The organism is Clostridium thermobutyricum, assembly GCF_000371465.1.
GTDB classification, from domain to species: domain Bacteria; phylum Bacillota; class Clostridia; order Clostridiales; family Clostridiaceae; genus Clostridium; species Clostridium thermobutyricum.
On the sequence record NZ_KB850956.1, the window covers coordinates 2,105,343 to 2,129,631 of the forward strand.

Consider the following 24,289-nt stretch of genomic DNA (forward strand, 5'->3'; position numbering starts at 1 on the left):
TTTATTTTTACAACAAGGTACAAATCCCCTTGTTATGGCATTATTTTATTTAAAAGTTTGGTTTAAATCTTTTTAATCTTAAGGCATTAAGTAAAACTGACACTGAGCTTAAACTCATTGCAAATGCACCTATCATTGGATTTAATAATGGTCCTCCAAATAAGTGAAGTATACCCATTGCAAATGGAATACCTATTACGTTATATCCAAATGCCCAAAATAAATTTTCTTTTATATTCTTTATAGTTGCTCTACTTAATTGAATTGCTGATACAACATCAAGTAAATCACTTCTCATTAAAACTATATCTGCTGATTCAATAGCTACATCAGTTCCTGAACCAATTGCTATACCAATTTCTGCTGTTACAAGTGCTGGAGCATCATTTATTCCATCACCAACCATTGCAACTTTCTTTCCTTCAGCTTGATTTTCTTTAACAACATTTGCTTTTCCTTCTGGCAAAACATCTGAAACAACTCTATCAATTCCAACTTCTCTTGCAATTGCTTTTGCTGTTTTTTCATTATCTCCAGTTAACATAACAACTTCAATTCCCATATTATGAAGTGCTTGAACTGCTTTTTTACTATTGTCTTTAAGAGTATCTGCTACAGCAATAATTCCTACAAATACTCCATCAATAGCCATAAACATAGGTGTTTTTCCTTCATTAGCTAAATGATGTGCTTTTTCTTCTATCTTATTAATATCTATTTTGAATCTATTCATTAACTTTCTATTACCAATAACAATATCTTTGTCCTCAATTTTAGTTTCAATTCCTTCTCCAAGAATTGCATTAAAATCTGAAATTTGAGGTAATTCTAAGTTTCTTTCTTTTGCTTCATTTACTATAGCTTCTCCTAATGGATGCTCTGAACCTTTTTCAGCAGCTGCTGCAAGTCTTAATAACTCATTTTCTTCCATAGAATCTGAAACTATATTTGTAACTTTTGGTTTTCCTTCTGTAATAGTTCCTGTTTTATCAAAAATAATTGTACCAATTTTATGTGCTTCTTCTAAAGCTGTTCCACTTTTAATTAATACTCCATATTCTGCACCTTTCCCTGTACTAACCATAATAGCTGTAGGAGTTGCTAATCCTAAAGCACATGGACAAGCTATTACTAAAACTGAAATAAATATATTTAATGAAAATTCTAAGCTTTCTCCAGCTCCAAAATACCAAAGTAATCCGGATATAACTGAAAGAGTAATAACTGTTGGTACAAAATATCCTGAAATAATATCAGCAAGCTTTGCAATAGGAGCTTTTGTTCCTTGTGCACTTTCAACTAAATTAATGATTTGTGATAATACTGTGTCTTTTCCAACTTTTGTAGCTTTGTATTTAAACATACCTGTTTTATTTATACTAGCTCCAAATACTTCATCTCCAACTCTCTTATCTACTGGAATACTTTCACCAGTAAGCATTGCTTCATCAATAGTTGAAGTTCCTTCAATAATTTCTCCATCAACAGGAAGTTTTTCTCCAGGTTTAACAATAACTATATCTCCTTCTTTAACTTCCTCTATTTTTACAACTCTTTCTTCTCCATGGACTATTATAGTAGCTGTTTTAGGAGCTAATCCCATTAACTTACTTATAGCATCAGAAGTTTTTCCTTGAGTTATTGCTTCTAAGAATTTACCAAGACTTATAAATGCTATTATCATACCAGCTGATTCGAAATATAAGTGATGTGCAAATTCTAAATGTCCAGTACCAATTTTATATACTGCATATATTCCATAAATTATTGCTGCTGAACTTCCAATAGCAATCAAACTATCCATATTAGGACTTAAATGTATAAGATTTTTATATCCATGAGTAAAAAATTCTATACCAATTATACTTATTATAATTGCTAATATAAGTTGTATAATTGCAAAATTTAATGGATTAATAGTTGGATTTATAATACTTGGTAATGGAAGATGTATCATAGGTCCCATTGAAATTGTTACAAGTGGTATTGCAAATATTGCTGCAAGTATTAATCTTAATCTTGTTTTCTTTATTTTTCTTCTTGATCTATCTGCTGGCTTTTCAACTTCAGTTTCTTCTAAAACTTCAAAAGCTTCATATCCAGCTCTTTTAACTTGAGCTTCTATATCACTTCCTCTTAATTTAGAAGGATCAAATTTTACAACTAAATCTTCTGTTGCTAAATTTACTACTGCACTTTCAATTCCATCTACTTTATTTAAAACTCTTTCAATTCTGCTTGAACATGCAGCACAAGTCATTCCTTTTACTTTATAATTTTTTACACCTATTTCAGCTTTTTTTATTTCTGATGCATCATATCCTGCTTTTCTAATAGCCTGTATGATTCCATCTTCATTTATAATACTTTTATCAAATTTAATATTTAATCTTTCTGTTGCTAAATTTACTACTGCTTCTTCAACACCATCTTTTTTATTTAAAACTCTTTCTACTCTACTTGAGCAAGCTGCACAAGTCATTCCTTTTACAATGAATTCCTTATGTACTTCATCTCCTTTTAACAACTCTTTTCCTTGAAAACCTGCTTTTTTAATAGTATTTAATATATCTTCTGAACTTATTTTGTTTTTATCAAAATCTATATTTAACTTTTCTGTTGCAAGATTCACTACAGCTTCATTTACTCCATCTTTTTTATTTAAGACTCTTTCTAATCTACTTGAACATGCTGCACAAGTCATTCCTTTTATCTCAAAAATCTTTTTCACTTTTACCAACCCCTTATTTTTTTATTTAGTTAATAAAATCAATCTTTTAATAATTTAAATTCTTATTTATAATGCAAATATTTTATTTAAATTAAATCTAAGCTTAGATAATATTAACTTTTATTATTTGTTAGTAGCTTTTGAAAAATAATTATTTAATTTGAAATAATTATATTTTTATTTTTCTCTTTTAGTTAATTTAATAACTACAAATTTTTGATATTTTAATATTCAAGTTAATCCCTACCCCCCTCGGTGGGGGTTAACTATGTTTTTATAATACATTTATTATTTTTATCTGTCAACTAGTTTTTATTAATAAAATTAAAAATCACAAATTAATATTTACAAATTCACTTATGTTTCTTTTATAAAAATAAAAAGACAAACCATATAAATGGCTTGTCTTTTTTATAATTTTTCTTTAATCTCTTTATAGCAAAACTCTATAATATCACTTCTTTTAATTATACCAATAAAGATTCCTTCATCATCTACTACTGGAACAAAATTCTGATTTACTGCCAAAGAAATTAAACTTTCAATATTTGCATTTATAGAAACACTTTTATGTGTTCTTCTTGTCTTTATATCTTTTACTTTTACTGACTCAGTATTTTTAAAATTTAATTCTGGAGTATTTTTTAGTTTCCACAATAAATCTCCTTCTGTAATTGTTGAAACATATCTACCACTCTTATCTATAATAGGTATAGCTGTATAACCGTGGTGCTCCATTCTCTCCATAACTTGTCTCATTGTCGCTTCTAAATTTTCGCAAATAACTTCGTTTTTTGGTGTAAGGAAAAATGCTATATTCATATCTTTATTCTCCTAAAATTATTTATTTACATCTAATATTCTAACATATTAAACTATATCACATAATACTTAAGATTTTTTTTCTTTTTTAATAAAATATTTCTCTAATCTGTATGAGTAATCTGAATATTCTATTTCATTTAAAATACTTCCTATTTCTGAATAAATAACTTTTCCAAGTAATGTTTTTTTAACTATAACTTCGTTTAAAACTGCTGAATGACATTTAGAACAAATCCCTACAGAAATAAAACGCCATCTTGCAGGCATATAATCAAAATCTAATATTATTTTTCTCCTGCATTTTGGACATGATGATTTTATCATATTGTAATTCAGCTTTATATTATCAACACATTTTAAGTTTATAGCTGGCATATCATATACATTATTTACTATATAATTTTTAACTATTCTATAATTGTACAGTTGTTTAAAAGCTTGTACTGTAAAATATGCATCATTAAGTGCATCATGTAAAAGATTACTATCAGCCTTTATATTAAGCCTTGTTAATGCATTTTTTAAGCTTAATGATTTTTTAGCTCCAATAACTTTAGTTACATACTCTTGTATATCTATATATTTATTAACCCATTTTATATCTTCATATTTATGATAATGTGAATTTATAATTATTTGAGCTATATCATCTTTTGCCCATGAACATAATATATTATTTCCTGTAAATTCTTTTAATTTAGCCATAGCTTCTTCAAAGGAAATTCCTTTTTCTAAATCTTCATTTGTTATTTTTGTTATATTTATTATTTCAGGATTTAAAACAGGAAATATTGAAGGCTTAATATAAACCTTCAATTCTTCCTCTACTTTCATATATTGGTCAACCTTTATAGCTCCAATTTCTATTATTTCACTCTCTATATCTATATCTTTAAGATATTCATGTTCTAAATATATATTTGGATAATGTTTTTCTATGTTATCCATTCTATTAAATTCCAAATCAATTACTACATACCCCATAAAAACTCCTAAGTTTATCTTAATTATTCTCTTTAAAGTCTATTCCTGCAAGCTTCATCAAGTGAATTGCATTTTGTGTCTTACTTCTTCCTTCTCTAAGCTTGTAATCAAATTTAATTTTATTATCTTCATAATACTCTCTAAAGTTTTGATTTTTTATTCTATTATCTCTAAGTTCTAAATCACATAATTCTAAATCATGAGTTGATACAAGTCCTATCGCACCTGCATCCATTAATTGATTTATTAAAACTTTAGCTCCTGTATGTCTATCTTCTGAATTTGTTCCTTTAAATATTTCATCTAAAAGGAAGAATATTCTCTTTCCTTCTTTAGCCCCTTCTATAAGTAATTTTATTCTTAAAATTTCTGCATAGAAAGAAGATATACTTTCTTGTAAATTATCTTTTGTTCTCATACAAGTATAAAGGTCAAAAAGTCCACACTTAAAATTCTTTGCACTAACTGGTGCACCTAAATATGAAAGAACTAAGTTTAAACCAATAGTTCTTAAGAATGTACTTTTCCCTGACATATTTGAACCTGTTATTAATGTTACTTTTGTGCTTTCTTCTAATCTATAAGTGTTTCTAACTGCTCTTTCTCCTAAAATTGGATGACCAATTTCTTCTCCAAGTACTACTTTTTCTGAAACTACTTCTGGATAATTCCATTCATCAAAATCAAATGGTAAGTTTGCAACACTTGATAATGCATCAAATTCTCCCATAGCTTCAAGCCATGAATCTAAATATTTTCCATTTTTCTTTTTCCAACTTTCTAAGTTAGAAACTAAGAATACATCTGAGAAAATAAATAAGTTTATTATTAAATAGTATGCGTTTCCATTACTATCTCCAACCCAATCTAAAATTGAAGATAATTTTTTCATTTCTTTTTTACAAGATATATTATTATCTACATTTTTTATTTTATTTTTTATTTCTTTTAAATATTCTGAATCAACATTCTCATCTTCTATTAAAGCTAGTATTTCTGAATAAGCCTTAACAGTAGGTTTTATTAAGGAAAACATATGCAAAACATCTCTACTATCCTTAGTTAAACTTCTTATAACAATAAAGTTTACCATAAGTAAAAGTAGTATATAACTTCCTTTTAAAGTTCCTATAAAGGACATAACTATGGCTATAAAAGTTATAGCTATAAAAATATAAGCTATTATTTTTCTATATCCAACTGTCTTTCCTTCACTTTTGCTCCATTCTTTTAGATATTCAAGTTCATTAACTTCTTCATCAGTATTATTTATATTTAACTTTCCATTTAAGATTAATTTTTGTCTCCATTTAACCTTTTTACCTAATTCATCTATAGCTTTTTGTTTTTTATTTATTTCTTCTGCTGTGGAAATTGTGTTACGACTAAGTATTTTAGCTAAAGCTTCACGCCCTGCTTTAGTTACAGTTGTATTTATAAGTTGAAATAAAGAATTATCTCCAAATATGTCTAAATCATATGTATATGGATGTTTTTCATCAATATATTCTTCTCCCTTATCTTCTTCATTTTTAAATTCTCCATTTAATCTTCTAAGCCCTTGCTCATTTATCTGGATCATTATTTCCTGTTTCTTTTTCTTTTGTAAAAACTTATTATGAAATCCTACTACTACTAAAAATAATATTATAAAAAATGCTCCAAAGGAAACCATTAATGTAGGATTATCCATAGAGTAAAATTTATATATAGAAAAAATTAAAAGTACAAAAATTACTAATCTGCTCCAACCAATTGCTAAGCTTTGTTTATTTATTTTATCTATTTCTGCTTTGCTTTTCTCTATATTCTCTTTATAAAACTTAAGTGCGTTCATTAATTTAAATTACTCCTTTTATTAATTTATTACATGTAAATTATACCATAACTTAACAAGAAAAAGGGAAGAGTATAAAAATATCCTTCCCTTTATTTCATTAAATTATAATTATTTCCTAATTTTATTTCATTGAATTATATATTGTATCTAAATTATATTTCATTGCTTCTAAATATGTTTTATCATCATCTTGTGATTCAAGAGTATATATTTTAACTACTTTTGCTCCAACTTCTTTTGCTAATGTTTCAGAAGTTTTTGGCTCTGATAATGTTCCTGAGAATATAACTTTAACATTATGTTCTTTACAGTAGTTAACTAATTCTTGAAGCTTTCCTGGTGTTGGTTCACCATCTGCATATAAAGAGCTTACTGACTCTTGAGTTAAACCAAAATCTCTACAAAGATAACCAAAAGCTGCATGACATGTTACGAAATTTTTATTTTTTAATTCTTCAAATTTTGGTTTATATTCGCTATATAAATCATTGCAATCTTTTATAAACCTTTCGTAGTTTTCATTATAATAAGATTCATTTTTTGGATCTTCTTTAACTAAAGCATCCTTTATGTTTTTAGCTTGAACTTGAACTTGTTTTAAACTTAGCCAAACATGTGGATCTATTTTATCTCCATCTTTTAAAACATCTACCCCATTACTTGAATCTACGCTTAAAATATTATTTTCTTTTAATTTTGCGCTTACATCATTAAGCCATTCTTCCATTCCAAGCCCGTTATATATAAACATTTTGCTACTAATAAGCTCCTTAAAAGCTCCTGTATTTGGTTCAAAATGATGTGGTTCTTGACCTTTTGGTACTAAAGTAAGTACATCTACTTTATCTCCACCTATAGCTTTTGTTATTTCCGCTACTGGAAATATAGAAGCTGTAATTTTTATTTTTCCATTCTCATTTACCTTTGATTCTGAATTAGAATCTGTTTTTGAGCAACCTACTGCTAGTAGAGCTAAGACCCCTATTGTTAAAATTGTTATGATTTTTTTCATCCTTATCTCCTTTGCATATGATTTGCATTTACAAACAAAATCATAACCTTTAATTTCCTATTTGTCAATTAAATATAGATTTTTTTGCATTTAATATTATTTTTGTCAATAATATCTTCTTCTATTCTTTGACAAGTGAAAATTATAGTTTGTGCTAGGTTTTCTTCGCTTATTAATTTTATTCCTCTTTCTCTTCTTATATCATCATATTGAAGAAAAACTTCATCAAATACTATTGGAACTTCTTTATCTTTAAACAGAAATTTTATTAAAGCAAGTCTTAGTGATAAATATAATTGGTCTCTGGAACCATTACTTAAATATTCACTAGAAAATAAGCTTTCTTCATCTCTTACTAATAAATCATAATCTTCTTTTAAAATTACATCTCCATATTTATTATCTGTAAGCTTACTAAAAATTTCTTTTATATTTTCATTTAAAGTAGGGCCAAATTTTTCTTTTATTTTTCTATCTGCATTCTCTAAAACTTCTATTGCTATATTTATAGCCTTATATGTTTTGTCTAATTTTTCAATTTTTTCTGTTACTTCTAAAATTTCTTCTTCAACTACATTTATATCTCTTTTTCCTGCTAAGCTTAATTTTATTTCACCTTCTAAAAACTTTATCTTCTTTTCAGATTCTATAAGCTTATTTGATTTATTTTTAAGCTCAACTTCTATATCTTCCTCTTTTTTATAATTAGACTCTTCAAAATTATCTCCTATTTTTGAAAACTCTTCTTTTATATCTTCTATATTTCTATCTTTTAAAAGAGTGTTATAAGTTTCTTGAATATTTTCTAAAGCACTTTCAAGTTCTCTTTTCTTTAAAAGTTTGTTTTTCATTTCTTCAATGTAGTTTTTTAAATTACTTATATCTATATTTTCTAAATTTCCTTTTTTTAATTGAAGTAAAAGTTCTTCTTTTAAATTTTCTTTTTCATTTTTTATATTTTCTATTTCAGATTCTAATAAACTTTTCTTTTGCTTAAGAGTTTCTTTTAATAATCTTATCTTTTCATATTTGTCTATTTTGATATAAACCTCATCTATATTATTACTACCAGACATCTTTATTACAGAATCTAATATTTTTTCATTTTGGTTATATCTATCTCTTTCATTTTCTATATTTAATTCTTCTATCAAATTTAATCTTTCTTCTATAACAAAGTTGCTTTTATTTTCAAATTGAATAAAGTCTTCTAAAAGTTTAATACTTCTTATAAGATTTTCTTTATTTTTTACGTTAGAAATCTTTATAAACTCATTAAATTTATTTTCTATAAAATCAATATTTTCTTTTAATTCTTTTATTTCATCTTTAGAATTTTCTTCTATATTATCTTTTTTAGAACTCATAAAGTATAGTACAATTGAAGCTATCAAAATTATTAAAAATACAATATAGACTATAAGATTTTTTCCTATGAACGTATTTACTCCTAGTCCTAATAACCCAACTATAGCTGAAATAATGTATATTTTAGAATTTCCACTTTTATTTTTATTATCTTTTAAGCCTTCTTCTTTTTCATATTCCTTCTTTAAGCTTATTAAATTATGCTCATATTCTTTTAGTAATTCCTTTATTTCTTCTACATGAGGTTTTAGATTTAATACATCACCTAAAAATCTTTCTTTAACATGAATTTTTTCTTCTTCTTTATTTATACTTTCTAATAATTTGTCATATCTGTCTTTTTTATCTTTTAAAGCTTCTTGCTCTGCATTTAGTTTTATTAACTTTTCTTTTATTCCTAAATCTAAAGAATTAAAGAATTCATATTCCTTAAAATTCTTTATCTCTTCTTCTAATTCTTCTTTTAAAACTCTTATATGCTCTTCTTTTTCTGAAATTTTTTCTTTTAATATATTATAGTTATCATATATTTTTTCAACATTATCTAGATAATCTGTGTCTAGCGTAAATTCTCCTATAACTAAATCTTTATTTAAAAGTTCCTCTTCTTTTTTTATTTCTTCTCCACGCTTTAAATATTTAAATATATCTTCATATTCTTTTTTTAAGTTTATCTTTTTTATATATTTTTTATATATTTCAAGCTTTTCAATTTCTTCTTTTAAAGCCTTATTTTCTTTTTTCTCTTTTAATAAAAGGCTTTCATTATCTAAATTTAAATCAATAGCTTTATAAATTTCAGCTTTTTCTCTTTGTAGACTATCTAAAGCTAAATTTAATTTATCTATCTCACCTGTACCTCTAGTAGTTTTTAATTCTTTTCTTTTTTTAGATAGATTTTCTATTCCTGTACTTGCAGAAACTTCTCCTGTTCCTGAGCCAAAAATCTCTTGAAGCTTGTCCTTTATTTCTTCATCTTTTTCTTTTTTTACTTCTACTCCTAATTGAGGTATAAAAAGAGTTTTTGAGAACGTTCTTTCATTTACTCCTAAAAAAAATTCTCCAACTTCCTTTTGCATTTTATTTTTTATATCTTCTCCAGATAATAAATCTATAACTTCTAAAGTATCTCCTCTTTTAGTTTTTCCAAAGGTTCTTCTTATCTCATATTCTCTATTATCATGCTCTATAATAAGCTCTCCTGCCATTACTTCGCCAGAAAAAGGAGAATATTTTTTTCTTAAATCTCTTCCTCCTTTAGATGGTACTCCATAAAGCCAAAGTTTTATAAAGTTCTCTATAGTGGATTTTCCTTTTTCATTTTCTCCATATATTAAATTCATTCCTGATTTTAAAGATATAACTTTATCTTTTAATCCACCAAAAGCTTTTATCTTTATTTCTTTAATAATCATCTAAGTTTACCTCTTCATTCATTAAACTTCTAAGTCCTATATCTAGTGCTAATTCTAATATTTCTTTATCTTCTTCATCTTCCATTCTCTTCTTAATTTCATTTATAAAAATTCCTTCTACTGAATCTAAATTAATATGGTCATAATTTATTTGAACTCTTGTATTATTTATTATTTTTATAAAATAAAATTCTTCTTTTAAAGACCCTAAAATTATATTTTCATTTATATTAAATTCTTTAGATGTATTTCCAATTAAAATAATTTTAAATAAGTCTTTATCCCTTTTATAATCCTTTGTTACATCTTTTATCTTTTCTTCTACTTCTAAAGTGGTATTAAGATTTGTTACGTCAACCTTTATAGAATAATAATTTCTAATTGATGTTTCTCTAAAGCTTAAATCTGTAAAACCTTTACTTACTTCACCTATTATTACTCCTTTAGAATCTAACTCATCAAATCCTCGACCTTGTGGACATCCTGAATAAGCATAAGTAGTTTGTCCTATTTTTTGTATTCCAGAATATAAATGTATATGTCCTAATGCAATATAATCTAATTTACTCATTTCTATATCTTCTTTTAATATAGGATTATAATCACTACTTTTCCCATTTAAATCTCCATGACAAACTAAAATATTTATATTATTTTCTTTTATATTTATATCTTTTAATTTTGTTTCTTTTATATATTTTTCATTAAAAGCAAAACCATGAACTGAAAGATTTAAATCATCTAAATCCACTCTCTCCATATCTCCTTTAAATATATAAACATTTTCAGTCCAATCTATAAGAGTATAAAATGATTTTTCATTAAATGGATCATGGTTACCAGGGCTTATAAAAACTCTAGTGTTTTCTAACATTTTAAAGATTTTACTTACATAAACTAATGTCTCTTTTTTAACTGTATAATTATCAAATACATCTCCCGCTATAAGAAGTATATCTATTTTTTCTTCATTACAAATATTAATTATATTTTTTAAAACTCTCTTTATCTCTTCTTTATTATTTTTAGCCACCTCTTTATTAAATTCTTTAAAAGGTGTATCTAAATGTATATCTCCGCAATGTAATATCTTAACCTTATTCATACCTTTCTCCTCTTTAACCCGATTCGAACCTCTGTTCTAATTTCATTATATATATTTTCTATAAAAATAAAAGACTATAAAATAAAAATGCCATGCAATAAATTTTGCATAGCATTTAATAAATATATATAAATTTTCCCCTATGTATAATAAATCCCCCAATTTATTATCTTAATCATATTTTATTTAATATTTATAACAATATATTACTTAATCTAAGGCTTTAAATGAATATCCTTGTTCCTTTAAATCTTTTATTACATCTTTAAAATTACTATTATTTTCTCCTAAACTTTGTATATTATCAATTATCATAATGATTCCATTTTTATTAGAATTATTTATATTAACTCCTTCACTTAATTTAAAATATTCTAACTTATTATTTTCAATTAATTTATATAAATCTAATTCTACTGGAAGGACTGTATTTCCTTAATATTCTATTTTATCATCTTCATTTATAATTTCGTTATTATCTATAAAAGTAATTTTTAAATTTAAGTCGCTACTTAAATTTAAAAGCCTGTCTATACTTTCTTCATCTATATTTTTATCATCAACAATTATATATGTAGTTTTTTGCGAATTATTTAATCTATTTGTCTTTTGATATTTTTGCCCTTGGATAACTTTTACTACTGAATTTGCTTCATTACTATTTTTTTGACTAATAGAATTATTACTATCTACAACTTCAAAACGCTCTTTATGTACTTCCATATTTATGAATTTAATTGCAAATGTTAATATTAAGCAACTAAGTATTATCGTTAATATAAATACTTTTTTACCCTTCATTCGTAATCACCTTTTCCCTTCTAAAACAATTATAACATATTTTTTAATTTTTGATTAATATTTTTATAATTTTTTTAATTTAATTATTTTTTTTAGGGAATTGTCAGTTTTTTTTTGCAATTTATTATATTTTATTTGTTTTTTTAATTTTTTATTCAAATTTAAAAGGTATACATTAATATATTATTTTTACTTAATAATGTAAAATTAATATATATAGGATATTATTTGCCTATTATATTTCTATTTAAGGAATAACTATCCATAATTTTGTCCTCATTAACAATTATGAAACATTTATTTTAATTTATTTAAATTTAGACATAAAAAAAACACTTAATAAAATTAAGTGCTTCTGGCAGGGGCAGTAGGACTCGAACCCACAACCAATGGTTTTGGAGACCACTACTCTACCAATTGAGCCATACCCCTAGAACGTTTTTTATTTTATCAAATATATATTTTATTGTCAATAATTTTTTTCATCCTAAAAATTCTAGCTCTTTTAGTTGTTAATTTTAAAAATTTAGATTATAATATAATAAAAATTATTTTGATTATCAAAATATTTAATTTTCAAATAAATTTTAAGTGAGGTATTTTGTTATGAATATTAAACCTTTAAAAATAGGAAATTTACAAGTTAGACTTCCAATAATTCAAGGTGGAATGGGTGTTGGTGTTTCACTATCATCACTTGCTGCAGCTGTTACTAATGCTGGTGGTATTGGTGTTATTTCAGCAGCAGATATAGGATTCAAAGAAAAAGATTTTAATACGAACTCTAAAGCTGCAAACTTAAGAGCTCTTAAAGAACATATAAAAATAGCGAAAGAAAAAACTAAAAATGGAGTTTTAGGTGTAAATATAATGGTTGTAACTAAAGATTATGAGGATTATGTTAAAACTGCCATAGAAGCTGGAATTGATTTAATAATTTCTGGTGCTGGTATGCCTACTGCTCTACCAAAGATAGTTAAAGATTCTACAGTAAAAATAGCACCAATAATATCATCTTTAAAGGCTTGTCGTGTAATAATGAAGCTTTGGGAAAAACATAATAATAGATTACCTGATGCTGTAATTGTTGAAGGTCCTAAAGCTGGTGGTCATCTTGGATTTAAAAAAGACCAAATAAATATGAAAGAAGAAGAATTTGAAGCTGAAGTAGTAAAAATTATTGACCATGTAAAGGAATATGAAGAAAAATATAATACACAAATTCCTGTTTTAGTTGCTGGTGGTGTATTTGATGGTAATGATATAGCTAAATATTTAAAACTTGGAGCTTCAGGAGTTCAAATGGCAACTAGATTTGTTGCAACTGATGAATGTGATGCATCTGATGATTTTAAAAATGCTTATTTAAATTCAACTATAGATGATGTAGAAATTGTTTCAAGTCCTGTTGGAATGCCAGGTCGTGCTATTTTAAATGATTTTGTAAAGAGAACTAAAGAAGGTAACGTTAAGGTTGAAAGATGCTATGATTGCATGATTCCTTGTAATCCAGCAGATACTCCTTATTGTATTACTCAAGCTTTAATAAATTCTGTTACTGGAAATATAGATAATGGATTAGTTTTCTGTGGTGAAAATGCTCATAGAATAAAAGAAATTGTTCCAGTGCAAAAGCTTATGGACTCTCTTGAAAAAGAAGTATTAGAAGCATAAAGCTTTATATTTAAATATATTTTTATATCTATAATATTATAAATAATTTTTTTAAAAGATTTATTTTAATAATATAAATAGTACATTTATAAAGAAAAAGTCATTTTAAAATATTATTTTACAAAATTAAAAGGATGCTTTTTAGCATCCTTTTTTAAATGTGTATTTTAACTAGAATTTTCTAAGAAATAAAATAGTTATTTATATATATTTTTTACATATATGTGTTAACTAAATAGTAGCATCTATCTTTTGTTAAACTTCTTTGTGTTTGATAATTTGCTGTCTCTTTAACTAACTGATTGTTATATTGTGCTTCACTTTGAACAGCTTGAGCATTCTTTTGTTGAACCCATGCTTGTTGTGATGTTTGAAGCTGAGTTAATTTATCTCCTGATATATTACTTTCTATATTTTGTAATATTTTATTTAATTCATCATTCCAAACAGTATATTTATTTTTAGCTCTTTGCAGCTTCTGCTCATAAGTTTGAGCTGATAAATCCATATTATTAACTTTTACATTTATTTTATCTAGTTCATTTAAATATTTCCCTCTAGTTGAAAATTGATTGTTTGAACTAGATGATGTTCCTAGTTTCTGTTCTATATTATTATTTATTTCTGAAACATAAACCTGTTGAGTAGCATTTAAATTTTCTTTGTTAAGTTTTTGGATAAGATCAAGTGCTTTTTGATATTGCCCACTAGAGTATAAATTATTTAAAGTAAGTATATCATCTTTGGCTTCTGAGCTTGTCCCTGGACTTGTACCTCCATTTTGCATTGCAGCAGATATTTGAGCTTTAAGTCCATTTATTTGCATACCAACTGGATATCTTGTATAGTTTGGATTTATTGCAGATAATGCTTGGTTAGCAGCATTAATATCTCCATTATCATAACAACTTTTAGCCTTCATATAACCTTGTAATATTCCTATAAGATCTTTAGCCTTTGTATTATTACTATCAAGATTTAAAGCTTGCTTGTAGCTATCTATAGCTTTTTGATACTCATTATTTATAACATAATTATTCCCTTGATTCATATAATTTAAACTATTTGCCGCATTTGCTTTATGAGTATTTATAATTACCATAACTATTATAAATATTATTGCTATAATTAATACTAAAAAAGTTCTACGCCTTTTATATTTATTTTGTAGTTTTTTATTTGATGTTGGTTTATTTAGTACAGTCTTGTTCTGTGTTTTTTTATCCTGTAGTTTCTTATTAGGTAGTTTCTTTTTTTGATTTTCTCTATTTTTTATACTTTGTACAGTCCTACTCTTTGATGAAGATTTGCTTCTATTTTTAGCATTTCTATTCCTGCTTGATTCCCTCATCGATTTTCTCCTTACGTTATTTTTACAATAATTAATGATACATTTAATTATATAATATGAATTTATTTTTTTAATATTTTAATTTAAATTTTACTTTTTTTTAACTTTTTTAATCTTTAATTTATTTTGATACATTTTTATTAATTAAGCATATAATACTTATTAATTAATAATTTATTAGGAGTATTTTATGAAATCAAACATATTAAGACGACTTAGGCATAAAAAACTTACTCGAAACTCAAAAACTTTTACTGAAGCAGAGGCTGCAAAGGTAGCTCAAAAATTAGGAATAGATTTTTCGAAAGTTTTATTTAGTTTAAGTGATTTTACTAAAGGAATGAATATTGAATTAGAACATGGAAAAATAGATGCTGAAACTAATGTTACTAATAGTAATCCATTAACTACTGGTAAGATAGCTCTTGCTCACTTAAATGAATTTCCTGATTATTATGAAAGATTAGAAAAATTAGAAGAAGAAGCTAAAAAGTTTTGGATGAATAAACCTAAAACTCGTATATAATTAAAAACCTAGATGATTTTTAAAACATCTAGGTTTATTTAAATTTAATTTATGTTTATTCTCTAAAAAATATTTTATGTTTAATTATCTAGATATACTTATTATAAAAAATATGTAAATTTAATATTAGTTTATATATAAAATACTATTCCAAGCACTGCGGCAATAAGAATAATGTATAATGGCTGAATTTTCTTATATAGTAGTAAATATGCTCCTATAATTGTTATTATTATTTCTCTTATATGAAACACATCACTTCCTGAAACTGAGATTAAGGCACTAAAAATAAGTGCTATTATAGCAGGTTTCATTCCCTTTAGGGCATTTTGCCATGTCTTAGCATTTTGCATTTTACTAAATAAACAATATGCTATTGAAACTAATATAAATGGAACTGTTGATATACCTATAATTGCTGCAAGACCACCTAATATTCCAGCTGTTTTAAAACCTACATAAGCTGATAGATTTGTTGTAAATGGTCCAGGAGATATTTGAACAAGTCCTATATATGAATTTAACTTAGAAGCAGTAACCCAATGATTTTGATTTACTAATGTTGTCCTTATATACGGTAACATAGCATATCCTCCACCAAAGGCAAGTGCACCAATCTTAAAAAATGCTATATATATTTTTAATATTTCCATTATTACTTTACACCGCCTTTTCTATCTTTTATTCCATATACTAAAATTCCATAAATGGCAGAAAAAATAATAATTAATGCTGGATTTATTTTTAAAAATTCTAATGCAAAAAGTACCACTAATGCAAAAACTATATTATGTACATTTTTATCTAATCTTTTCCAAAATTTAATTACTGCAATAAATACAAGCACAGGAACTACAGCTTTTATTCCTTGAAGAGCATGTTGAACAAATATATTTGATTCAAACTTTGTAAATACAGTAGCAACTAAAAATATAATAATAAATGATGGTATAAGCGTTCCTAAAAGACTAACTACAGCACCAACAAACTTATTGATTTTATATCCTATAAAAGCTGTAGATGTTATAGCTAAAGGTCCGGGAAGACTTTGACATACAGTAAGTATATCTAAATAACTTTCTAAATCTAAATATTTCTTTTTATCTACAATCTCTTTTTCCATAATTCCTATCATAGCGTAACCACCACCATATGTAGTAGCACCTATTTTTAAAAATGTGAAAAAGAGTTTTAAAATTTCTTTCATTTTATCACTTCTTTCATAATTTTATCTTTATGTACTGCAATTTATATACTTTATAATATTCTTTATTTTTGCATATGTCAATTTACTTATTATTTTTTATTTATAATAATAAAATACTTATATATAATATAAATTTTTATTTATTAAAATATATTAATTTAGATTTTTTAAGCATAAAAACTATATTAAAATAAAAAAAATCATTAATGTATAAATGATTTTTTATATGTATAACTTTACTTAAAGTCTTATGTTCTGGTCTTTTATAGTCCATTTACTTTATAGCATTAATAATTTTCAAATAAAATTTTCATTATTCATTTAATTATCTTCTTATAACTATTTACCTTTTAAAAAGATTTCTCTTTAAACTTTATCCATTTCTAGTTTTATCTAATAGGTATTTTGTTATAAGTAAAAATATATAGTTATCTATTACTTAAAAATTAATAAGCTTATAATAAAAAAAATCTTAATATATCTAGTGTTAATCTAGTATATTAAGATTCTTTTATTATTAAATTTTTCTATATTAAATGATTGAATTATTTAATTAATCTATATTATCTACAATTACTTAGTTAAATATAAATTTAATAATTTTATTGTATTTTCTAAAGCATTATAATGTGTTCTTTCCATTCCATGACTTGCATGTACTCCCGGTCCTATTAAAGCCCCTCTAATATTGTTTCCACCTCTTAAAGCTGCTCCAACATCTGAACCATATCTAGGATATATGTCTATAACATAATCTAAATTATTTTCTTTTGCTAAGTTAGCTAATTCTGTTGTCATATTATAGTCATATGGTCCACCTGAATCTTTTGCACAAATTGAAACATCATATTCTGTACAATTTAAGTCATCACCAATACATCCCATATCTACTGCTATCATTTCAGTTATATCACTTGGAATATATGCTGAACCATGACCTACTTCTTCATAAGTTGAAATAAACATTTTTGTTTTATATGTTGGAACTATATTTTCTCTTTTAAATAATTCTAAAAGACTTATAAGACAAGCTACACTTCCTTTATCATCAATAAATCTTGATTTTAAGAAACCACTTTTTGTTACAGTAGTTTTTGGTTCAATGAAAATGTAATCTCCTGAATTTATTCCTAAGTTTAATACATCTTCTTTATTTTTTACATTTTCATCTATTCTTATTTCCATATTTTCTGGATCTCTTTTTTTAGATGCTGCATCTTCATAAACATGTACTGCTGCACTAGTTGAAAGAAATGTTCCTGTATATTCTCTTCCATCACGAGTTCTTATTGTGCAATATTCTGAATCTAAAGTTGGAACTATTGGTCCACCTACTAATGTAAATTTTAAAGTTCCTTTACTAGTTATAGATCTTACCATTGCTCCTAAAGTATCTACGTGAGATGAAAGTCCTATAACTTTTTCATTTGATTTTCCTTCTACAGTGATTATTCCGCATCCTTTATTTGTTCTCTCAAATGAATATCCTAAATTTTTAACCTTTTCTTCAATCATATCCATTATTTCAAAACAAAATCCACTAGGACTATTAAACTCTAATAATTCTTTAGCTGTATTTAATACAAACTCTTTATTTATTTTCATGTATATGTCACCTTCCTTTTTAATACTTTGTATAATGATTTTATAAAATACTTTTAAATATAAATAAATTATACCATTTTTATAATCATATAACTCTCCTAAGTAAAAATATAAATAAGTTATCTATAAAATAATTTTAAATATTTCTATATATTTTTAACTTTAAGAATTTAGCTTTGCTAAATTTAAAAAACTTTACTAAAAAGATAGCTGCCTTAAATTATTAAGACAGCTATCTTCTTATTTAAACTCTAATTTTTATACTTCTGGTACTATAACAAGAGTACATTTAGTTTTTTTAGCAACATGTGCTGTTACTGAACCAACTAAAGCTACAAATTTCTTTTGTGTATTTTTTGCCATTACTATAACATCAATATCATTTTCTTCTGCATAATTTAATATTTCATCTGCAGCATATCCAAATAAGAATTCACATTTACAATCATATTCTTCAATTAAGCTACTAGCTTTATCTAATATTCGTTTTCCTATTAATTCAGCATCTCTTAATTCATCACTTACAGACATTCCATCTATAAATACGATTTCTCTTACATGTAAAAGGATTATTTCTACTTTTTCTGGACTGTAGTATTCTTTTAAATACTTTAAAGATTCTAAACTTTTTTCACTTCCATCAATAGGAATTAATACTTTTCTTTTTTTCATTGTGAATCCCTCCTAAATATATCTATAGTTATATTATACTAAATTTTTCCTTATATTTGCTTTAAATACAATAATTTTAAAGTTTATTCACTATATATTAGATTTGTTTATTTTATTTTTATTTATTATGTAAAATTTAAAAATCACATATTTTTATAACCATTTATTTAATTTTATCCTATAATATTTAAATTTAATTTCCTAATTCATAATAAAAATCATTATTTTATTTTTCTTCCCAGTTTTCACTTTATTAATGGAAAATTTGAAAGAATAGATTAATATTTAAAGCTTAGTCATTATGACTGAGATTTATTTTTTTATAAAAAAATACTTATTTGAGCGTAGTAACTCCCTCATTGAGTGTGTAGATTTATTTTTTTATAAAAAAAATACTATAATTGTATTGCTATCTTTTTAAGATAACAATACATTATAGTATTTAAACTTATCTATTTCTTTTTAAAGCTTCCTTTACCCTTCTTTGGTCCATGTTTCTTTTTAACTTGGCTATTTCCGTTTCTTCCAGCTACTGATTTTCCTTTTGAACCTTGTTTTCCTTTACCTGATGATTTTCCTCTAAAGCTTGCAGCTTTTCCTCTCATACTTGCAAGGTATCTTTGCTCTTTAGATTGGATTAAACATTTTGGTCCATTTCCTATAAGGTCTTCTCTACCAGCTTTCATTAAAGCATCATAAACTAAATTATAATTTTGAGGCTTTTTAAATTGAAGAAGTGCTCTTTGCATTGCTTTTTCTTCTTTTGTTCTTGGTACATAAACTGGTTTCATTGTTCTTGGGTCTAAACCTGTATAGAACATTGTTGTTGAAAGTGTACCTGGAGTTGGATAGAAATCTTGTACTTGCTCTGGTTGATATTTTGTATCTCTTAAATATTCTGCAAGTTCTATAGCTTCTTTAAGTCCACATCCTGGGTGGCTTGACATAAGATAAGGAATTATATATTGTTCTTTTCCTGCTTTTTTACTTAATTTAAAGAATTTTTCTCTAAATTGGTCATAAGTTTTTCCTGATGGTTTTCCCATATATTTTAAAGCTTCTGGCGCAACATGCTCTGGAGCAACTTTTAATTGTCCACTAACATGATGCTCAACTAATTCTTTAAAGAATGTATCATCTTTATCAGCCATTATATAATCATATCTAAGTCCTGAACGAACAAAAACTTTTTTAACCTTTGGAAGACTTCTAACTTTTCTTAAAAGATGTAAGAATTCTGTGTGGTCAACCTCCATGTTTTTACAAACTCCTGGTGTTAAACATCTCTTTTTCTTACAAGCTCCTATAGTAAGCTGATGGTCACAAGCTGGTTTTCTAAAGTTTGCTGTTGGCCCTCCAACATCATGAATATATCCTTTAAAGTCCTTAAGCTCTGTTATTCCTCTTGCTTCTTCTAAAATAGACTCTTCACTTCTACTTTGAACTGCCCTTCCTTGATGGAATGTTATTGCACAGAAATTACAATCTCCAAAGCATCCTCTTGAACTTACTATACTAAATTTAACTTCTTCTATAGCAGCTATTCCACCATCTTTTTCATATATAGGATGATAATTTTTCATATATGGAAGTCCATAAACTTCATCTAATTCTTGTCTATTTAAAGGCATTTCTGGCTTATTTGCTACAACATATCTATTACCATGAGGTTGTACCAATTGTCTTCCTCTAATAGGGTCTTGCTCTTCATCTTGAATATTAAAATCTTTAGCATAAAGAACTTTATCATTTGCAATTTCTTTTACTGAATGAAGTAATATATAATCTCCATAAAGTTCATCTAATGATTCTACTACATAACAAGTTCCATTTACGTGTCTTATATATTTAGCTTCAAATCCATCATTTAAAGCATTAGCAACTTCTACAACTTGTTTTTCACTCATTCCATAGATAAGTAAATCTGCTCCTGAATCTATAAGAATTGAATTTCTTACAGAATTACTCCAATAATCATAGTGAGCCATTCTTCTAAGACTTGCTTCAATTCCACCTATCATTATATTTACATTTTTAAATGCTTCTCTTATTTTATTACAATAAACAATTGTTGCTCTATCTGGTCTAAGCCCCATTTTCCCACCTGGAGAATAAAGGTCTTTTTCTCTTAATCTCTTACTTACTGTATAATGGTTAACCATTGGGTCCATGTTTCCACCATTAACTAAAAATCCAAGTCTTGGTCTTCCTAGCTTTTTAAAATCATCTAAGCTATGCCAATCTGGTTGTGGAATTATCCCAACTTTATATCCAGCATGTTCTAAAACTCTTGATATTATAGCTGTTCCAAAACTGTGATGGTCTATATAAGCATCACCAGTAACTATAATAAAATCACATTGTTCCCAACCACGCTTTTCCATATCTTCTCTACTAATTGGTAAGAAGTCTTTTACCTCTGTCATCATTTATCACCTTCTATTTCTTTATAACTATTCATATGTAAATTATATCATCTTCTTTTTTAGTCATATCTTCTTATTATATACCTTTATTTTATTAAATAATACCTACTTTTTAAACTTTTATTTATTTCCAGTATAATTTGTAAAAAATAAGAGAACCAATTCAGGTTCTCTTAGTATATCTTATCCAAAGATTTTTCTATCTATTTTTAAATATATTCTTTCAATAGGTTTTCTTAATAACTTAACATATATTACATTCATGATAAGTACTACTATAAATCCACCAATAACATCCATAGGATAATGGTTTCCAACGAATACTCTTGAGAATGCAACAAATATTGATACTATTGTTAATATCCATCTTAAAACTTTGCTGTATCTTCCAAGTCCAACTGCTATACTAAAAGTTCCTATAACGTGGTCACTTGGGAAAGAAGCATCTGCTTTATGTGGCACTAATAAATTTACATGATGTGTAACAAATGGTCTTGGTTCAAAATAAATAAGACCTATAATTGAACTAACTATTAAGTTTATAACTGTAAAAACCCCTGTACTAACAGCTACCCTTCTTGTTTTTGAATCTCTATTTTTTATTCCAATTACAAATACTGCAAGTAATGTTAATGCATATAAATATGGTACAACTTTTGAAAGAAATATCATTATATCATCTAAAAAAACACTTTTATATGCTAAATCATTAATTAAATAAAATAAGTGTAAGTTCCAGCTCATTCTTTACTCTCCTTTTTTATCCTTTGTATTTAGCATAAAAAAATATGCTAACATTCTTAATATTAGCATATTATATACGACTATTATATTACTTTTTAATTAATTATTTTTTAAGATAAAAACTATCACTATTTCCATATGGATCATTTTCTGTATAAGATATAGTATCATCTTCTTGTCCTAAACCTTTTAATTTTAAATATATTTGTGCTTCAGATAATACTATATATGGAGTCAATAAAAAATATCCAATTCCAAATAATAATGAGGAAAGAATTGCCCATCCTGCAAAGCTTAAATAGAAAATAAATAAATCTCCTTTTACTCCATAAACTAAATCTTTACTTTCCTTTAAACATTGGTCAATAGATTTAGTTGGATCATCTACTAAGATGAAAGTACTCATTGAAAACATCATAGTTAATATAATACCTGGTATTATAAAAAGTGCGAATCCAATTGATGTTAACACAGTTGTAACTATAGACATTATTATAATTTTTCCAGCATAATTAAATCCATAAGTTACATCTTCTACATTAGCTTCTTGTCCTCTTATTTTATTTAAAGAAAATTTAGCCAATCCAAAAGATAATATGCTAGATACAATTCCTAATATAATTGATACAGTTGTAGGGAAAGTTACAAAAGGAACATTTCCTCCTACTGCGCTAACAACTATTCCTATAATAATAACCTTTGTTAAATCACTAAAAATAATTTTTTTCGATTTTTCTTTTATTGCTATTCTATCAAATCCCATAAAACCCTCCCCTTTATTAAAGCCTCTATATCCCTCATATTCAGTTTATATTTGCCTCTATTTTTTGTCAATTAAAATTAATTTTGGAATAATAATCTAATTAGTATTTATAAAAATAAGACTACCTAAATTTTTCTAACCTAGGTAGTATATTATCTAATCATTTAAGTTAAGCTTACGCTTATTATTTCACCAATGCTATCTTCTGTTATATCCTCTTCAAGAGGAATATCATCTTCTTCATAATCATCAGATAACACTTCTACAAACTCTACTTCTTCTAACTCTTCTATGTCTTCACAGAATTCTGTATCTAATAATTCTTGTCTCCATTCATCTGTTTTTACAGTTCCTATACAAAGTCCTGTAAACACATATATATCATCAACTATAAATTGTATTCTTACCTTATTTCTACTTATCATATTGTTCTCCATTTTTAAATTTATTTAGTTTATTTATATGATATATAGAATTAAGATGTTCTCTGTATTTTAATATTTATGATGACAATGACCACAATTGCAGTTATCTTGTTTATAATTATAATGTCCATAATTACATTTATTTTGTTTTAAATTTTCTTCCATAATTTTATCTTTTATAAGCTTCTCATCTTTAAGGGTAGTTTTTATAAATGATTTTTTAATTTCACCAAGTTCAAATTTATTTTGTATTCCATTTATAATATGTTTTTTATTACAATTAAAACAATCCCAATCATCCCAAATCTTATTATGTTTAAAGGCATCTTTATCTTCATCCATTGACCAAAATTTATTATTACCAATTCTATCATCTAAATTATTATTAGCAAATCTTGTTGATGTTTTTATTGCACATTCATTTCCACTATTTTTCTTTACTATATTCATAAACTTTAAGCATTTATCAGAAAATTCTTTTTTGCTTAAATTATATTTATTGCTTTTAATAGATAAAATAGGATATAAATCTAAATCATATTTTTTTAATATCCTAGAAAAAAGAAATCCTTGCAAATTTGGTGAACTAGTTTCATCAAACTCTTTGTATAGCCCTATTAAAAGTCCTGATTCTTTTGCTTTTTTAATATTATTTATAAGTGCTTTTTTATATGGATTTAACCCATAAGATACTTTAAATATAACTGCATGAACTCCCGAATCTTTTACTTTTTTAAAATCTAAACATAAATTATTACTTTTTATAAAAATAGCCTTTCTATTTTTCTCATTTCTCCATTGCATAAAAATCCCCC

At 25.5% G+C, this 24,289-nt stretch carries 20 protein-coding genes and 1 tRNA gene; 2 read left to right on the plus strand and 19 right to left on the minus strand.

The genetic code is table 11. The features are described from left to right. Positions 1–49: 49 nt before the first annotated feature. From HMPREF1092_RS09825 to HMPREF1092_RS09865, 9 genes are all read right to left on the minus strand, one after another. Entirely contained in the window at positions 50–2,731 is a 2,682-nt protein-coding gene (locus HMPREF1092_RS09825; RefSeq protein WP_002598517.1) for a heavy metal translocating P-type ATPase, read from the minus strand. A gap of 411 nt (positions 2,732–3,142) precedes the next feature. Further along, the gene (locus HMPREF1092_RS09830; RefSeq protein WP_002598518.1) at positions 3,143–3,553 is read right to left on the minus strand and encodes a CBS domain-containing protein; all 411 of its coding nucleotides are present in this window, start codon (positions 3,551–3,553) and stop codon (positions 3,143–3,145) included. Positions 3,554–3,622: 69 nt separating this feature from the next. After that, a complete protein-coding gene (locus tag HMPREF1092_RS09835; RefSeq protein WP_002598519.1) occupies positions 3,623–4,540 on the minus strand; it encodes a 3'-5' exonuclease in 918 nt (305 codons plus the stop codon). A 19-nt stretch (positions 4,541–4,559) separates the two neighbouring features. Next, entirely contained in the window at positions 4,560–6,377 is a 1,818-nt protein-coding gene (locus tag HMPREF1092_RS09840; protein WP_002598520.1) for a MutS family DNA mismatch repair protein, read from the minus strand. Between the two features lie 124 nt (positions 6,378–6,501). After that, positions 6,502–7,392, minus strand: a complete 891-nt coding sequence (locus HMPREF1092_RS09845; RefSeq protein WP_002598521.1) for a metal ABC transporter solute-binding protein, Zn/Mn family — start codon at positions 7,390–7,392, stop codon at positions 6,502–6,504. A 68-nt stretch (positions 7,393–7,460) separates the two neighbouring features. Continuing rightward, positions 7,461–10,175: an ATP-binding protein gene (locus tag HMPREF1092_RS09850; protein ID WP_002598522.1), complete on the minus strand. Its 2,715-nt coding sequence runs from the start codon at positions 10,173–10,175 to the stop codon at positions 7,461–7,463. Continuing rightward, positions 10,165–11,280 carry a metallophosphoesterase family protein gene (locus HMPREF1092_RS09855; protein WP_002598523.1) on the minus strand — a complete coding sequence of 372 codons (1,116 nt, stop codon included), beginning with the start codon at positions 11,278–11,280 and terminating at the stop codon, positions 10,165–10,167. Before HMPREF1092_RS09855 ends, HMPREF1092_RS09850 begins: the two co-directional genes overlap by 11 nt. A gap of 435 nt (positions 11,281–11,715) precedes the next feature. Continuing rightward, complete coding sequence (locus tag HMPREF1092_RS09860) at positions 11,716–12,081, minus strand: hypothetical protein (RefSeq protein WP_002598525.1); 366 nt, start codon at positions 12,079–12,081, stop codon at positions 11,716–11,718. 356 nt (positions 12,082–12,437) lie between these two features. Then, positions 12,438–12,513, minus strand: a tRNA-Trp gene (locus tag HMPREF1092_RS09865). Positions 12,514–12,687: 174 nt separating this feature from the next. Between HMPREF1092_RS09865 and HMPREF1092_RS09870 the strand changes: the two genes are divergently transcribed. Further along, a complete protein-coding gene (locus HMPREF1092_RS09870) occupies positions 12,688–13,755 on the plus strand; it encodes an NAD(P)H-dependent flavin oxidoreductase (protein ID WP_002598526.1) in 1,068 nt (355 codons plus the stop codon). 214 nt (positions 13,756–13,969) lie between these two features. On the opposite strand, the gene HMPREF1092_RS09875 is transcribed toward HMPREF1092_RS09870, so the two are convergent. After that, complete coding sequence (locus HMPREF1092_RS09875) at positions 13,970–15,106, minus strand: tetratricopeptide repeat protein (RefSeq protein ID WP_002598527.1); 1,137 nt, start codon at positions 15,104–15,106, stop codon at positions 13,970–13,972. 190 nt (positions 15,107–15,296) lie between these two features. On the opposite strand from HMPREF1092_RS09875, the gene HMPREF1092_RS09880 reads away from it, so the two are divergent. Beyond that, on the plus strand, positions 15,297–15,632 hold the full coding sequence (locus tag HMPREF1092_RS09880; RefSeq protein ID WP_002598528.1) for a DUF5661 family protein: 336 nt from the start codon (positions 15,297–15,299) through the stop codon (positions 15,630–15,632). A gap of 131 nt (positions 15,633–15,763) precedes the next feature. On the opposite strand, the gene HMPREF1092_RS09885 is transcribed toward HMPREF1092_RS09880, so the two are convergent. From HMPREF1092_RS09885 to HMPREF1092_RS09925, 9 genes are all read right to left on the minus strand, one after another. Continuing rightward, a complete protein-coding gene (locus HMPREF1092_RS09885) occupies positions 15,764–16,285 on the minus strand; it encodes a chromate transporter (protein ID WP_002598529.1) in 522 nt (173 codons plus the stop codon). Between the two features lie 2 nt (positions 16,286–16,287). After that, a complete protein-coding gene (locus tag HMPREF1092_RS09890; protein WP_002598530.1) occupies positions 16,288–16,839 on the minus strand; it encodes a chromate transporter in 552 nt (183 codons plus the stop codon). Between the two features lie 573 nt (positions 16,840–17,412). Beyond that, the gene (locus tag HMPREF1092_RS09895) at positions 17,413–18,444 is read right to left on the minus strand and encodes a M42 family metallopeptidase (protein ID WP_002598531.1); all 1,032 of its coding nucleotides are present in this window, start codon (positions 18,442–18,444) and stop codon (positions 17,413–17,415) included. Positions 18,445–18,702: 258 nt separating this feature from the next. Next, entirely contained in the window at positions 18,703–19,116 is a 414-nt protein-coding gene (locus HMPREF1092_RS09900) for a universal stress protein (protein WP_002598532.1), read from the minus strand. A 452-nt stretch (positions 19,117–19,568) separates the two neighbouring features. Beyond that, positions 19,569–21,542 carry a YgiQ family radical SAM protein gene (locus HMPREF1092_RS09905; protein ID WP_051070343.1) on the minus strand — a complete coding sequence of 658 codons (1,974 nt, stop codon included), beginning with the start codon at positions 21,540–21,542 and terminating at the stop codon, positions 19,569–19,571. Positions 21,543–21,725: 183 nt separating this feature from the next. Beyond that, positions 21,726–22,286 (minus strand): undecaprenyl-diphosphatase, encoded by a 561-nt coding sequence (locus tag HMPREF1092_RS09910; RefSeq protein WP_002598534.1) that lies wholly within the window; start codon positions 22,284–22,286, stop codon positions 21,726–21,728. A 103-nt stretch (positions 22,287–22,389) separates the two neighbouring features. Beyond that, complete coding sequence (locus HMPREF1092_RS09915) at positions 22,390–23,049, minus strand: DUF975 family protein (RefSeq protein WP_002598535.1); 660 nt, start codon at positions 23,047–23,049, stop codon at positions 22,390–22,392. Between the two features lie 164 nt (positions 23,050–23,213). Then, on the minus strand, positions 23,214–23,474 hold the full coding sequence (locus HMPREF1092_RS09920) for a hypothetical protein (RefSeq protein ID WP_002598536.1): 261 nt from the start codon (positions 23,472–23,474) through the stop codon (positions 23,214–23,216). A 69-nt stretch (positions 23,475–23,543) separates the two neighbouring features. Then, positions 23,544–24,278 carry a GH25 family lysozyme gene (locus HMPREF1092_RS09925; protein ID WP_002598537.1) on the minus strand — a complete coding sequence of 245 codons (735 nt, stop codon included), beginning with the start codon at positions 24,276–24,278 and terminating at the stop codon, positions 23,544–23,546. Positions 24,279–24,289 lie beyond the last annotated feature (11 nt).